9 protein-coding genes and 1 pseudogene are annotated in these 14,050 nt (G+C 66.7%); 3 read left to right on the top strand and 7 right to left on the bottom strand.

Features of this window, described 5'->3' with window-relative positions; all coding sequences use genetic code 11:
• Window positions 1–45 precede the first annotated feature (45 nt).
• A pseudogene (locus AC1DFE_RS12770) lies at window positions 46–583 on the bottom strand (transposase); the annotation flags it as partial.
• A 605-nt stretch (window positions 584–1,188) separates the two neighbouring features.
• On the opposite strand from AC1DFE_RS12770, the gene AC1DFE_RS12765 reads away from it, so the two are divergent.
• Window positions 1,189–1,611, top strand: coding sequence for a pyridoxamine 5'-phosphate oxidase family protein (locus AC1DFE_RS12765; RefSeq protein ID WP_476906243.1), 423 nt, complete (start codon window positions 1,189–1,191; stop codon window positions 1,609–1,611).
• An 84-nt stretch (window positions 1,612–1,695) separates the two neighbouring features.
• Here AC1DFE_RS12765 and AC1DFE_RS12760 read toward each other — a convergent pair whose 3' ends face one another.
• The 3 genes from AC1DFE_RS12760 to AC1DFE_RS12750 form a co-directional block, all read right to left on the bottom strand.
• On the bottom strand, window positions 1,696–2,163 hold the full coding sequence (locus AC1DFE_RS12760) for a pyridoxamine 5'-phosphate oxidase family protein (protein ID WP_476906242.1): 468 nt from the start codon (window positions 2,161–2,163) through the stop codon (window positions 1,696–1,698).
• A gap of 259 nt (window positions 2,164–2,422) precedes the next feature.
• Window positions 2,423–3,283, bottom strand: coding sequence for a universal stress protein (locus AC1DFE_RS12755; RefSeq protein WP_476906241.1), 861 nt, complete (start codon window positions 3,281–3,283; stop codon window positions 2,423–2,425).
• Window positions 3,270–3,779 (bottom strand): universal stress protein, encoded by a 510-nt coding sequence (locus AC1DFE_RS12750; RefSeq protein WP_476906240.1) that lies wholly within the window; start codon window positions 3,777–3,779, stop codon window positions 3,270–3,272. The genes AC1DFE_RS12755 and AC1DFE_RS12750 overlap by 14 nt, the downstream gene beginning before the upstream one ends.
• A gap of 236 nt (window positions 3,780–4,015) precedes the next feature.
• Between AC1DFE_RS12750 and ppsA the strand changes: the two genes are divergently transcribed.
• A complete protein-coding gene (gene ppsA / locus AC1DFE_RS12745; protein ID WP_476906239.1) occupies window positions 4,016–6,403 on the top strand; it encodes a phosphoenolpyruvate synthase in 2,388 nt (795 codons plus the stop codon).
• A gap of 126 nt (window positions 6,404–6,529) precedes the next feature.
• Here ppsA and AC1DFE_RS12740 read toward each other — a convergent pair whose 3' ends face one another.
• The gene (locus AC1DFE_RS12740) at window positions 6,530–7,021 is read right to left on the bottom strand and encodes a universal stress protein (protein WP_476906238.1); all 492 of its coding nucleotides are present in this window, start codon (window positions 7,019–7,021) and stop codon (window positions 6,530–6,532) included.
• 192 nt (window positions 7,022–7,213) lie between these two features.
• On the opposite strand from AC1DFE_RS12740, the gene AC1DFE_RS12735 reads away from it, so the two are divergent.
• The gene (locus AC1DFE_RS12735; RefSeq protein WP_476906237.1) at window positions 7,214–10,381 is read left to right on the top strand and encodes a beta-phosphoglucomutase family hydrolase; all 3,168 of its coding nucleotides are present in this window, start codon (window positions 7,214–7,216) and stop codon (window positions 10,379–10,381) included.
• Here the strand turns inward: AC1DFE_RS12735 and AC1DFE_RS12730 are convergent.
• Together AC1DFE_RS12730 and AC1DFE_RS12725 are read right to left on the bottom strand one after the other, a co-directional pair.
• The gene (locus AC1DFE_RS12730) at window positions 10,365–13,016 is read right to left on the bottom strand and encodes a cation-translocating P-type ATPase (RefSeq protein ID WP_476906236.1); all 2,652 of its coding nucleotides are present in this window, start codon (window positions 13,014–13,016) and stop codon (window positions 10,365–10,367) included. The two genes, AC1DFE_RS12735 and AC1DFE_RS12730, sit on opposite strands and share 17 nt — an antisense overlap.
• 5 nt (window positions 13,017–13,021) lie before the next feature.
• Window positions 13,022–14,038 (bottom strand): zinc-dependent alcohol dehydrogenase family protein, encoded by a 1,017-nt coding sequence (locus AC1DFE_RS12725; protein ID WP_476906235.1) that lies wholly within the window; start codon window positions 14,036–14,038, stop codon window positions 13,022–13,024.
• Window positions 14,039–14,050: the final 12 nt, after the last annotated feature.

Raw genomic sequence — 14,050 nt, 5'->3', positions numbered from 1 at the left:
ACATGGGCATGGGTATGATGGGCCCACCAATGACGCACGGAGCCATGCTGCCTGGATACCCAGGACTTCGCGGTGCCCGTCGGCGTTGACGCCGGTGGCAACCATGGCATGGACGTTGACCACGCGCCCGCCTTCGCGGACCTTCAGGACCAGGGCGTCGGCGGCCACGAACGTGTACGGGCCGGCATCCAGCGGCCGGCTGCGGAACGCCTCGACCTGGGCATCGAGGTCGGCGGCCATGACCGAGACCTGGGACTTCGATAGCCGGGTGATGCCCAGGGTCTCGACGAGCTTCTCCATCCGCCTGGTGGAGACCCCGGGCAGGTAACAGGTCGCGACCACGGTCGTCAGGGCTGCTTCGGCCCGGCGGCGGCGCTCCAGCAGCCAGTCCGGGAAGTAGGTTCGGGGAGTTGCTGCGGACCTCGGAACGGGTACCGTAATCGGCGCCGTAGACCGCATACGCTTCGGCGCTGCTAAGCGCGTTGATGAACGTGGTCAGCATGGATCGCATGAGATCCGGGGAGGCCTGCTCGCGTTGCTCGGACAGGAAACGGGCAGGATCGATAACATGGGGTGCGGTCATCGCGTGGAAACTCCTTGAGCGAAGACTTTCGTCGGTCTTTCCAAGAATCACGCGATGGCCGCCTCACGTCCGGGAACAACACGCCCGGGGCCGGGCCGTTACACCACGCTAATGGGCACTACCACTTACTCATCTAGCCTCGAGTCCGTAGTGTTTGTGCGGGCTTTCCTGCTCCGCGGGATACAAGCACCAACGACTTCCTTGCAGATTACAGCCACGTGTGCCCTTCCCTGGGCGCTTGAGATCGAAGGGTTTCGTCCGCACCCCACATGTCTGGCCTTGCCGGCCGGCGTGGTCCTGCTTCCAGCAGTGCATGCTGGGGGAGCCCGGTCCCCGGGGTGCAGCGTTGTTGGTGGCGAGGGCTTTCCGGAATTCAAGGTTCTGGCCCGCGCTGCATTGTCCCGGGACCTCTCTCAACGTGGGGGACCAAGAGGACAGGATCGACCAGCGGCAGCTCACCATCTGCTGTTGCTTCTGCCGGCCAGTCAAAGATCAGAGTGGTGACTTCTGGCCCTGTCGTGGGCTCGTGGAAAGCGGAAACCTAGGGAAATCAGGTGTGCTTTGGCTGCGGTGCAAACGCCAACAACAGTATGGAGGTCTGCGTTATGGAAACTGATGAGCGTCCCGGGACGGTCCTGTCCGACGAGGAGTCATGGGAGGTCCTTCAGCGTTGCGGCTACGGCCGCCTGGCCGTATGCGTCGCGGGAAAGCCTGATATCTACCCCATCAATTTCCTGAGCCATAACGGCGTTCTGATCATGAGGACAAACCCGGGCACCAAACTGGCCGGGCTTGTGGTGAACCGGCAGGTGGCCTTTGAAGTGGATGAGGTCACCGAGGCAGAGGCGTGGAGCGTAGTGCTGGAAGGTACAGCCCGGGTCATCGAGTCCCAGACGGAAATTGACGAACTGGACAAGCTCCCGTTACAGCCCTGGATTCCGACGCGCAAATACACCTATGTGGAAATCACACCGACACGACTGCACGGCCGGCACTTTGAACTGGGACCTGAACCCGAGCGGTATTAAAAACCGGGGCACCTGCACAACGGGGCTACCTGCAGCCAAGGGGGTTGGCGAAGGATCATTGCCCGGGTCCCGGCCACCGAAGAACTATTCCAGTCCGGCCCGGGTCGTGTCGTCCAGGGATGTCTGCCACGTCATTGCGGTCATATCGAAGCGTCGTCCCGTTACAGAGTGGGGAACCACACGGATCAGGTGCTCCTTTCCCACTCCCTGCCAGGGAAACAGCGCCCGCCGGACCTCGTCCAGAGCAGGTCCTCCAGCGCCGGCTTCTTCGGCGTTGCCTTTGACCACAACACTCCAGGCTATGCCGAACTCGGCACTAACCGAGTCGGCTTCCAGGGCTACGACGGCATCGGCTTCAATCGCCCGCTGTTTCGTTCCGCTACCGGTACGAAACACGAGTGTCTGGTTGTGCACGGCGAAGTTCACGGGGAAGACGTCAGGGTGGCCGTCCACGATTACCGCGAGCCGTCCAACCCCTGTTTCGCCAAGCAGCCTCCAGCACTCTTCGGCGTCGAGAACTTCTGCTTCAGGCACTATGTTCCTGTCTTTCATGCGGTGATCCTACGGCGGCCCAGTGCTCCCGGGCAGGGTCCAAAGACCCGCCCTCATGCCTCCGGCAGCGGCGTGAACACGCGACGCGGAGCTCTCAGGCACAGAATGCGTTGGCCTTGCCTCCCTCTGTCAGCCCATAGCCAACCGGTGGAGTGGGCGTAATTCCCTGTGACGGCCGGTGGCCAACTGCAATGAACTGTCCGCCTGCCGGTGGCGGAGGTGCGAGCAGAGGCGCTTGCGTCAGCTGCCCGGGCGGGTTTCAGGGTAAGTCGGGGTGGCGCGCTATCAATACCGGGCATTTGGCATGGTGGAGCACCGCGGGGGCAGTCGAGCCGACGGTGCCCCGGACAAGCCCCTGTCCCTTAGTTCCGACGACGATGAGCGCCGTTTCCTCAGCGGCGTTCAGGAGTCCGCGGGGGACAGAGGTGTCCTGGGTGAGTTCCTGTTCCACTGTTGCCTCCGGCGCCATTGCCCTGGCACGGTCTGCGGCTGCCCGCAGTGTCTGCTCTGCCGTCTCCCGCTCTCCGACCAAGGCGACGCCGGGCCTTCCCACACCGAAGTGTGTTTTGAGGACATGGACCACGCGAACGGCCTTCCCGGCGGCCGTTGCCGCGCGGCATGCCTCGCGGAGGGCTTCAGAAGAACCTGAGGAGTCGACGCCGACGACGACGGGACCATCGGGATGCTCATCGGAGCGGATGACGGCGACGGGGCAACTGGCGGTTGCTGCAAGCTCCAGGCTGACCGAGCCCACCAGGAGGCCCATGAAGCCACCGATTCCGCGGCTTCCAACTACCAGCAGCGCTGTCCCGACGGAGGCCTGCCTGAGGTTATCTGCAGGCCAGCCGTAGCCCAGGACGGACCGGACCTCCAGTCCCGGGGCTGCCTCGGTTGCGTGTGCCAGGCCTTCGTCGCGGACCGCCTCGGCGTAGTGCTGCAGCCCGCCGTCGGGGATGCCTTCCACCGGACCGAGGTCGTGGGTCAGCAGCGGCCATAAGGAGCAATGGACGACATGCAGGACGCACTTGCGCAGCTGTGCCTGCGTCGCCGCCCACCGTGCGGCCCGGCCGGCTTCGACGGAACCGTCGTAGCCGACGACGACGCTGTCAGGGCTGGTCATGTCCGGGCCCCGGGCTCGGGGGCTCTGCGGGCTGGGTGGCGGCGGGCATTTCGGTGGGCACCCAGGTTCCGTGGGCGATCAGGACGGTGGATTGCGAATGTTCGGCCACAGTGGCGCTCACGGATCCCAGGAGCAGGCCTTCAAACCCGCCATGGCCGCGGCTGCCGAGGATCAGGAGCCGTGCCCGCCGGCTCTCTTCGACGAGCACTTTCGCGGCAGGGCCTTGCCGGATCAGCATTTCCAAGCCCTCCGGGGTTGCAGGGCCGAACACTTTGACCACTGCATCTGCGCAGATGCTCCGGGCCTCCTCGTCCGGGCGCCAGACGACGGGGGTAAACGTGCCGAAGGCGATTTGGAACTGCCAGGCGGTCACCGCCCTGATGTGGGCCTTCAGAGGGGGAGCGAGGGCGGCGGCCCACCGCAGGGCGATCAGGGACGAAGGACTTCCATCGACCCCAACGACTATCACCGGCGGCGGGATCTGCTGGTCCATCATCGCCCAATCCTGTCGCGGCCGGGCGGCCGGGCGTAGGGCCGAAGGTCCCTGCGGCGGCCTGGGTGCCGCATGCCGGTCCAGGTCCGGTGCGTCCCGTCGCCCGCCGGGCTTGGGAGGAAGAAAGGGGATCCGGGTCCTTGTGCCCTATGCCCTGTTCCGGACGGGGTGAACGATGGACTCCGCAGCCTTATGCTGCCCGGCCGGCAACCGGGTGAAATGGCACGGAGGAGAAGGCGATGGGTGCACGCCAGGTGGTGTGGTTTGCTGACGTGGGTGTGGGGGACGTCCGCGAGGTCGGCGGGAAGAACGCCTCGCTAGGGGAGATGACACGGTCCCTCCGCCCCGAGGGTGTCCGGGTTCCCGACGGTTTTGCCACCACCGCTGCCGCGTTCCGGGAGTTCATCGATGCCAACGGCATCGGGGCCGCTCTTGGTGAGGACATCGGGCGGTACCGTGCCGGGAGTCAATCGCTGAGGGCCACTGGGGCGAGACTGAGGGAACGTATTCTTGCCGGCGTCTTTCCGGAAGGATTCGCTGCCTCTGTCCGGGAGGCCTACCGTGACCTGGGGCGACGGGGCGGTGTCGTGGATCTGCCGGTGGCGGTGCGCAGCAGCGCCACGGCCGAGGACCTGCCTGATGCCAGTTTTGCCGGGCAGCAGGAGAGCTTCCTGAACATAGTGGGTGAGGCGGCGCTGCTTGATGCCTGCCGTAGATGCTTCGCGTCGCTGTTCACTGACCGGGCCATCACCTACCGCGAGCTTAAGGGGTTTGACCATCTGCAGGTGGCGCTCTCCGTCGGGGTCCAGCAGATGGTCCGCTCCGATATTGGTGCTTCAGGGGTGATGTTCTCGATCGACACTGACTCCGGGTTTCCTCGGGCGACGGTGATCAGCGCCGCGTGGGGTTTGGGCGAGACCGTGGTGCAGGGAAGCGTGGACCCGGACAAATACGTCGTCTTCAAGCCCCTGCTGGCGCAGGAGTCCCTGGTGCCCATCATTGAAAAGAGCACCGGCTCCAAAGCCCGGAAACTGGTCTACGGTGACGGCCGCGCGGGCGACGCCCGGACGAAAACGGTTGAAACCTCGCCACAGGAACAGCGGTCCCTTGTCCTCAGCGACCCCGAGATCATCCGCCTGGCGCGGTGGTCCGTGCTCGTTGAGGAGCATTACCGGTGCCCGATGGACATGGAATGGGCCAAGGACGGCCCGACAGGGGAGCTTTTCCTGGTTCAGGCCCGGCCGGAAACAGTTCAGGCCCGGAAGAGCAGCACCCGGTTCACGGTCCAGCGCCTTCTGGGCACGGGCGCACTCCTGGCAACCGGGTCCGCCATTGGGGACGCAGTAGCCCACGGCGACGCCTGCGTGATCAGGAGCACCGCGGATATCGGCCGGTTCCGTGACGGGGCGGTACTGGTTACGGAAATGACAGATCCCGACTGGGTCCCGGTGATGCAGCGGGCCGCAGCCATCGTCACGGACCACGGCGGTCCGACCAGCCACGCCGCCATTGTCAGCCGGGAGCTCGGAGTACCGGCCGTGGTTGGCACCGGCACCGCCACCTCTGTCCTCACGGAGGGTGCCCCGTTGACCGTCTCCTGCGCCGAAGGCGAGGAAGGCCATGTCTATGAGGGGACCGTGCCCTACGAGACTTCCGAAGTCGATCTGGGGCGCCTGCCCAGGACGCGCACGGCCATCATGGTCAACGTCGCCACCCCGGCCGCGGCCTTTCGCTGGTGGCGGCTGCCCGCTGACGGGGTGGGCCTGGCGCGGATGGAATTCATCATCGCCAACCTCATCCGGGTCCATCCCATGGCACTGGTCCATCCCGAACTTGTCACTGTCGATCGGGAGCGGGAAACGATCCGGGAGCTATGCCGCGGTTACCGTACCCCACAGGACTATTTCGTGGAGACCCTGGCCCTGGGTATCGCCAAGATAGCGGCGGCCTATCATCCGGCTCCGGTGATTGTCAGGCTGAGTGATTTCAAGTCGAACGAATACGCTCACCTGCTGGGCGGGGAGTCGTTTGAACGGACCGAGGAAAACCCGATGATTGGCCTGCGCGGCGCCTCACGGTACTACCACGAACGCTACAGGGAGGGGTTCTCTCTGGAGTGCCGGGCCCTCAAACGGGTCCGGGAAACCATGGGTTTCACCAACGTGATCGTCATGGTCCCGTTTTGCCGCACACCGGCCGAGGCTGACCTTGTCCTGCAGGCCATGGCAGGCAACGGGCTGGCCCGCGGGCAGGAGCAGCTGCAGGTCTACATGATGTGCGAGATCCCGTCCAATGTGATCCTGGCTGAACAGTTCGCGCAGCGCTTTGACGGTTTCTCCATCGGCTCCAACGACCTGACCCAACTCGTCCTCGGCGTCGACAGGGACGCAGAAGACCTCGCCGGCCTGTTTGACGAACGCAACGAAGCGGTCACCTCCATGATCGGGGAGGTCATCGGCAAGGCCCACACCGCCGGCATCAAGATCGGTCTCTGCGGACAGGGGCCCAGTAATCATCCGGATTTCGCCGCGTTCCTCGTCCGGTCAGGCATCGATTCGATATCGTTGAACCCGGACAGCTTCCTGCGCACCGTGGAGGTCATCGCCCGGGCAGAGGCCTCGGCGTAAGCCCGGCACCCCCTCCCCGGAAGGTGCCGCCGCTCATCTCCGGCAGGTCCGTCAGCAGAGGGCCCGTCGACCGGCAGGAGCACGCAAAGACCGCGGCGCTAGCGGGGCGCAGCAACCCTGGCTGGTTTAGCTACCCGGCTCTTGCGGCGTCTGAGATCCGGGTCCCGGGCCGGCTTCAGGCTCATCCCCGACGATCAGAACCGGGCAGTGGGCATGGGCGCTGCATGCGGCGCTGACCGATCCGATGAACTGCCCCAGAAGGCCTCCGTGGCCTCGCCTGCCCAGGACGAGGAGCTGCGCATGCCGGCTCTCTTCGACCAGCACCTTCGCCGGTGATCCTGGCTTCACCGACACCGCCAGGTCCGCGGGCCGGTCCGCGCCGTAGGCCCGCTCGATGGCCTGATCCACCAGTTGCCTGGCGACGGTCTCCAGCTGTTCCGGTGCCTCCAGGTTGCCCGGCGGCAGGCGGGAGGGAAGATAGAAATCAGACCATCCCAGACAGGTGATGACTTCGACGGGGGCGTTGAGCGCCGAGGCCATCCGGCCTGCGAGCTGCAGCGCGGCGGGGGAGTACTCCGAGCCGTCAATACCGACAACGATGCGCTGGTTGTTGTTCATAGGACCTACCCTTCCCCCGGCCGGTGTGCCGGTCTAGGGCCGAAGGTCACCGCAGAACCCTTCCACGTGCCCCCTGCGGTCGCGCACAGGTCGAAGGCCCCTGTTGCCAACGACTGCAAGGGGTGTAGCACTGTACGCATCAGGGTCGGCCCGCAAAGGCGGGCCATGGCCGGATGGAAGGAGCGGCATCCAGTGACAGGCCACACCGTCCCACAAGCACCTCCGGCAGCAGCGCTGTCTCCCTTCAAAGCGGTCATCTTTGACCTCGACGGGGTAGTGACAGACACAGCAGAAGTCCACGCGCTGGCCTGGAAAGAGCTTTTCGATGCGGTCCTCAGAGATCCCCGGGCCTCCGCGGCCCCTGCGGGTCCATTCACTGATGCCGATTACCTCCGGTTCGTGGACGGACGCCCCAGGGAGGAAGGGGTCCGGGTCTTCCTGCACTCCCGGGGAATCACCCTTCCCGACGGTCAGCCCTCCGATCCGCCGGGAACGTGGTCCGTCACGGGGCTGGCTGCCCGCAAGAACGAGATCTTCGCCCGCATGCTAGCAAAGGGCGGCGTCCGCGTCTTTCCGGGGACCGTGGACCTGCTGGGCCGGCTGCGGTCCGGAGGTGTTCTGGTGCTGTTGGTCACCTCGAGCCGCAACGCGCGGGCTGTGCTGGAGGCTGCGGGGCTGGCAGATGCCTTCGATCTTGTCGTGGACGGACAGGCCGCGGCGGATCTGAAACTGCCGGGCAAACCGGCCCMGGACGTGTTCCTGGAAGCAGCGGGCAGGGCTGGTGTTCCGGCGGGCCAGGCGGTCGTCATCGAAGACGCTGCCGCCGGAGTCCAGGCGGCACGCAGGGGCGGTTTCGGGTTGGTTGTGGGCATTGACCGGGCGGGTCAGAGGGCGGCACTGGAGGCCGCCGGAGCTGATATTGTCCTCAACGACGTCAGCGAGTTGGACCTTGGCCTGGTTCTCACGCATCCGTGGCTGCTGACGTACCAGGGGATGGACCCCGCCCATGAGGGCCACCGGGAGGCCCTGACCACCCTGGGCAACGGGTACATGGCGACCAGGGGGGCGTCCCCGGAGAGCTCCTCGGACGGCGTCCACTATCCGGGCACCTACCTTGCCGGGGTCTACAACAGGCTCACCAGCACAATCCGGGGACAGCGGAGCGAGGATGAGCACATGGTGAACGTTCCGAACTGGCTTCCGCTGGATCTGGCGCTGCAACCGGGCCGCTGGTGGTCCGTCGGGGGCCTGCGGCTGCGCAGTGAGACCCGCGAACTGGATATCCGGCGCGCGGTCCTGACCCGGCACGTCCTGCTGGCCGATGACGACGGCCGGGAACTGGCGGTCACACAGCGCCGCGTCGTCTCGGCGGCGCAGCAGCACGTGGCAGCCCTGGAAACCACGCTGACAGCGCGCGGGTGGAACGGCACCGTCACCGTCTGCCTCGGCATCGACGCCGGAGTCACCAACTCAAATGTCCCCTCCGAAGCACTCCTGGCACACCACCACCTGCGGATCCTGTCCCACGGAACAACGGGCCCGGACACCGACTGGGTCGAAACCGAAACCAGGAACAGCCACGTACGGATCGCCACCGTTGCACGCGTACTGGCTCCCGGAGCCCGGACAGAGAACCTCACCGTGGGAAAGAACGGCCGGGTGGAGCGGGAACTGGCCCTGGACCTGATCGACGGTGTTCCGGCCACGATCTGCAAGACGGCGGCCATCGTCTGTTCCAGGGACAAAGCGATCGCATCCCCGCTGGCGGGTGCCCTCGCGGTGCTGCAACGCACACCAGCCGGTTTCGACGAGGTCCTGGCGGCGCACGAGTCAGTCTGGCGACGATGGCTGGACACTTTCGCGCTGGACCTGGACAGCGACCACCAAACGCAACTGATCCTTCACCTGCATATCTTCCACCTGCTGCAGACCCTCACCCCGCACACCTCCGAACTCGATGCAGGCGTGCCCGCCCGGGGACTGCACGGGGAGGGCTACCGCGGGCACGTGTTCTGGGACGAGCTGTTCGTCCTGCCAGTCCTCACCTCACGGCTGCCGCATGTGGCCAGGTCGGTGCTGGACTACCGGTGGAACAGGCTCGATGCCGCCCGGGACGCGGCGGCGAAAGCCGGGCTGCGCGGGGCAATGTTCCCCTGGCAGAGCGCCAGCGACGGGCGCGAAGAGACCCCGCACTGGGTGTTCAACCCCCGTATCCAGGACTGGGCCGCAGACTACTCCGGACTCCAACGGCATTCCGGCCTCGCGGTCGCCTACAACACATGGCAGTACTTCGAAGCCACAGGAGACCGGACCTGGCTGGTTCACCGCGGATCGGAACTCATCGTCGAAATCGCCCGCCTGTTCGCGTCGCTGGCTGTCCCCGACCCCGGGACGGACCGCTTTCACATTCCCGGCATCATGGGACCGGACGAATACCACACCGGGTATCCAGGCAGGCCCGGGCAGGGTATCGACGACAACGCCTTCACCAACGTGATGGCCGCCTGGATCTTTTCCACCACCCTCCACCTGATCGGGTCGGTGCTGCAGGGGACGGAACGGCAGGACGTCACGGAGCGGCTGGCCATCCAGCCGGAGGAACTCACAGCCTGGGAGCACCTGAGCCAGCGGATGTATGTGCCGTTCCACGGCGACGGCCTGATCAGCCAGTTTGAAGGGTACGGCCGGCTCAAGGAGCTGGACTGGGACCACTACCGCAGGACCTACGGAAACATCGAACGGCTCGATCTGATCCTGGAGGCCGAGAAAGACAGCCCCAACCACTACATGCTCGCCAAACAGGCCGATGTGCTCATGCTGTTCTACCTGCTGGGCCAGGAGCAGCTGACCGCCCAGCTGGGCACCCTCGGCTATCCGGTCAGTCCAGGGGCCCTGGTCCGCACCGTCGATTTCTATCTGGCCCGGACGGCCCACGGGTCCACACTCAGCCGCATGGCCCACGCCTCGGTGCTGGCCGCCACAGACCCGGACCGGGCCTGGGAGACCTTCCGGCAAGCCCTCGACGCCGACTTGGATGACACCCAGGGCGGCACCACCCGCGCCGGTATCCACCTTGGCGCCATGGCAGGCAGTGTCGACACCGTCCAACGGACCTTCGCCGGCCTCCGGATGGCCGGTGAGGAACTGACCTTCAGCCCCCGCCTGCCCACCGGGCTGCGCAGCGTCCGGTTCACCGTCAACTACCGGGGGCAGCTGCTCTCCGTAGCCCTGGACCACTCCCGGCTGGCCCTGAGCACCGCCCCCGGCGCCGCAGCACCTGTCCGGGTGCGGATCGGGAGCACCAGGCTGCTGCTCGGTGCCGGACAATCACACAGTTTCCCGCTCAGCCCTCCACCGTGACCGAGGGTGCGCCCGGCCTTGGCCGTTTCAAGACCTTGTACAGGTAGTCCGCGACGAGGACCGCCGGTACCGCCAGCAGGGCCAGGGCCCATCCGGCCGGCGGCGGCGGTGCGTGCCCGAGCAGCCGGGCCACCGGCTCCGCCCCGAGAAACACGCCCAGGGCGGCGAGTTCAGCCAGGACCGCCCACACCAGCAGCCGGTTGGTCAGCCAGCCCAGGCGCCACGGGGGCCGGGTGGAGCTCCGGCAGGCGTAGGCGTTGGCCATCTGGCCAAGGACCACGGCGGTGAAGGCCGCACCGGAGGCCTGCAGGAGCAGGCCTGCAGCAGGGGCCGGGCTGCCGGCCGACCAGCCTGCCGCGGTCAGCACCGTCACGAAAGCAGCCATTTCGATAAATGCTTCGACGGGCCCCAGGAGTGCGAAGACGCGGATCATCAGTGCCCGGTCCATCAGGTGCCGCCGCTCGGGCGGGCGCCGCATGACGCCTCTGCCCGGCTGTTCGCCGCCCAGCGCCAGCGCCGGCAGCAGGTCGGTGCCGATATCCAGGAACAGGATCTGCAGCACGCCCAGGGCCAGGGGAAAGGACCCTCCGGACAGTGCCCAGATCACAAAGGGCGTCAGCTCGGCCACATTGTCGGTCAGGTGATAGGTGAGGAACCGGCGGATGTTCGCGTACGTCGCGCGTCCCTGTTCGATGGCTGCAACGATGGTGGCGAAATCATCGTCGAGCAGGACAAGGTCTGCGGCTTCCCTTGCGACATCGGTCCCGCCCAGGCCCATCGCTACGCCCACATCCGCTTCCTGCAGGGCGGGGCCGTCGTTGACGCCATCGCCTGTCATTGCCACCACGTGCCCGCGGCGTTGCAGCGCCTTCGCGACACGCAGTTTCTGCTCAGGGGAGACCCGGCTGACGACTACGCCGTCGTGGTCCAGTAGCGCACCGAGGGACTCGTCGTCCTCGGGCAGGTCCGACCCTTCAATGATCCGCCCGGGTCCGAGCAGCAAGCCCACTTCACGGGCAATGGCTGCCGCTGTGGAGGGGTGGTCTCCGGTGATCATGGCGACCCTGACGCCCGCCCCGCGTGCGGTTTGAAGGGCCGCCGCGACGGACGGGCGGGGCGGGTCGTGGAGGCCGATCAAGCCCAGCAGGGTCAGGTCCCGCTCGACCTCGTCCGCGCCCAGCGAGCCTGCTGCAACCCCCTTCACCTCGGCCGGGGAAAGGGAGCGGCCGGCGACGGCCAAAAGACGAAGCCCCTGGGTAGCCATCACCTGGATCTGCTGCTGAACCTCCAGAGAGCCGCCGGCAGCGGGCCCGGACATTCCGTGACCCTGGGCCCCCTCCGCCGTGCAGAGCGGCAGGACGGCCTCCGGCGCTCCCTTCATTGACAGGGCCGCTCCCACGATGACGGATTCACGCCGCCGGCCTGGGCTAAAGCCAAACCGGATCGTGCCCGTGCCTGTGCCCTGGGGTATTGCTTCCGTGGCCCCGGTGAGGCGGCGCATCAGCGCGTTCAGGGCGGCTTCCATGGGATCGCCTTCCGGGTACCAGTGCCCGTCACGCTGTGTGATGGTTCCGCGGGACGCTGCTGCAGCTGCGAGGCTGGTTCGGGCCGCCAGGGCCAATGTCTCCCCGTTCCCGGCGACGGCGGCCACCGGTTCATACCCGTCACCGGAGACCGTCACCGTGCCGAGGGCCGTCCAGACCTGCACTGCGCTCATCCTGTTCTGTGTGAGCGTTCCGGTCTTGTCGGTGCAGATGAACGTCGTTGCGCCCAGGGTCTCGACGGCCTGCAGGTGCCTGACCAGCGCCTTCCGGTGGGCCATCCGCTGGGCTCCCATCGCCAGGGACAGTGTCACCGTGGGCAGGAGGCCTTCGGGGATCAGCGCTACCGAGACCCCGATGGCGAACAGGAATGCCTGTTGCCATGAGATGCCGATGAGCGCTGACAGTGCGAAGAACGCAGCTCCTACCCCCAGGGCCAGGGCGGCGATGATGTGCACAATGCGCCGCAGCTCGGTGGTCAAGGGGCTTTGCGGGGGTTTCACGGCAGCGGTCAGGGCGGCAAGTTCTGCCAGCCGGGTCCGTTCCCCGGTGGCGGTGATGAGCCCCTCGGCCTCGCCGTTCACCAGGAACGTTCCCCCGGTTCCGGTGTCGGCCGGTTTTTTGGGGACGGGATCGCTTTCTCCTGTCAGCATGGATTCGTCCACGGTGCAGGTGTCCGTGTCCGTGAACCGGAGATCGGCCGGGATACGGTCTCCTGCTGCCAGGACAGCGAGGTCGCCGGGGACGAGGTCTGCAACGTCCACCCGGGCCAGGCGGCCGTCCCTGCGGACCGTCACCTTGGCCGGGAGCAGGGCGCGGAGCCTGGTCGCGGCGTGCTCTGCACGTTCTTCCTGGACGTAGGAGAACAGGCCGTTAATGAGGACCACTGCCACTACGGCGAACCCCAGTTGCGGCATGCCGGCCAGGAAAGCCAACGCGGCCGCGCCCCACAGCAGGGCGGCAAAAAAGTGGGTGAACTCCGCGATGAACCGCCGCCAGGCCGGAACGGATGCCGCCTCGGGGATCCGCTTCGGTCCCGTACTGGACAGCAGAGCCTGCGCCTGGCCGGTGCTGAGGCCCGCGGCCCCCGTCATGTCCTTCAATCCTGCCGGGGCGAGCCGCTGAGAAGGACCGCCGCTCCGGTGTAGCTGTCCCGGGACAGGTCCGCCAGTGCCCGGTGGGCTTCCTCCAGGGGGTAGGACACGGTGGTGCCGTGTAACGGAATGCGCCCGGCCAGGTCGAGGAACTCCTGGCCGTCCGCCCGGGTGTTGGCCGTTACGCTGCGCAGCTGCCGTTCCTGGAAGAGTTCTGTGTCGTAGTGCAGTGCAGGGATATCGCTCAGGTGGATCCCGGCAATGGCCAGCGTCCCACCGCGGTCCAAGGCGCGAAGAGCCGGCGGCACCAGCTCTCCTGCCGGCGCGAAGAGGATGGCGGAGTCCAACGGGACCGGTGGCACGTCCTCGGCTCCGCCGGCGAAGACCGCCCCCAGCTCAAGGGCCAGTTGTTGCGCTGCGGGCGACCGGGTCATCACGTAGAGGCTGGCGCCTTCGTACAATGCGATCTGCGCGGTCAGGTGGGCTGATCCGCCAAAGCCGTAGATGCCGAGTTTTCCGCCCCGCGGAAGGCTGGCCCGCCGCAGGGCGCGGTAGCCGATGATGCCCGAACACAGCAAGGGTGCCGCCTGTTCATCGGTGAACGTCTCCGGTATGCGATACGCGAAGTCCTCGTGCACGCACATCAGGTCGGCGTAACCGCCATCCCTGTCCCAGCCGTTGAACGAGGGCGACAGGCACAGGTTCTCGGCTCCCCGCCGGCAGAACCTGCACACCCCGCAGGTACCGGCCAGCCACGCCGCGCCCGCGCGTTCTCCCACCCGGAACCGGTGGCAGTCCGGGCCCGTGGCGATGACTTCACCGACGGCTTCGTGCCCTGGAATTCGCCCGGGTGAGCGCGGCGGGAGGTCTCCTTCTGCAAGATGCAGATCGGTGCGGCACACACCGCAGGCGTGTACCGACAGCAGAAGCTCACCCGGACCCGGCGTGGGATCGGGGCGCTCACCCCATCGGAGCGGGCCCGAGGCGACAGGACCGGGGGTCTGGACCCACCAGGCGCGCATAACCGTCTCCGT

This window comes from Arthrobacter sp. 05T423, assembly GCF_056396245.1.
Note: the sequence above shows the minus strand (reverse complement) of the source record. Positions and strands in the feature narration are given on the sequence as shown.

What these genes read in the sequence shown, in the direction of transcription:
- ppsA (WP_476906239.1), top strand. Translation starts at nt 4,016, where the DNA reads ATGGGTGCACGCCAGGTGGTGTGGTTTGCTGACGTGGGTGTGGGGGAC.
- AC1DFE_RS12760 (WP_476906242.1), bottom strand. Translation starts at nt 2,163, where the DNA reads ATGAAAGACAGGAACATAGTGCCTGAAGCAGAAGTTCTCGACGCCGAA.
- AC1DFE_RS12765 (WP_476906243.1), top strand. Translation starts at nt 1,189, where the DNA reads ATGGAAACTGATGAGCGTCCCGGGACGGTCCTGTCCGACGAGGAGTCA.
- AC1DFE_RS12750 (WP_476906240.1), bottom strand. Translation starts at nt 3,779, where the DNA reads ATGATGGACCAGCAGATCCCGCCGCCGGTGATAGTCGTTGGGGTCGAT.
- AC1DFE_RS12755 (WP_476906241.1), bottom strand. Translation starts at nt 3,283, where the DNA reads ATGACCAGCCCTGACAGCGTCGTCGTCGGCTACGACGGTTCCGTCGAA.
- AC1DFE_RS12740 (WP_476906238.1), bottom strand. Translation starts at nt 7,021, where the DNA reads ATGAACAACAACCAGCGCATCGTTGTCGGTATTGACGGCTCGGAGTAC.
- AC1DFE_RS12725 (WP_476906235.1), bottom strand. Translation starts at nt 14,038, where the DNA reads ATGCGCGCCTGGTGGGTCCAGACCCCCGGTCCTGTCGCCTCGGGCCCG.
- AC1DFE_RS12730 (WP_476906236.1), bottom strand. Translation starts at nt 13,016, where the DNA reads ATGACGGGGGCCGCGGGCCTCAGCACCGGCCAGGCGCAGGCTCTGCTG.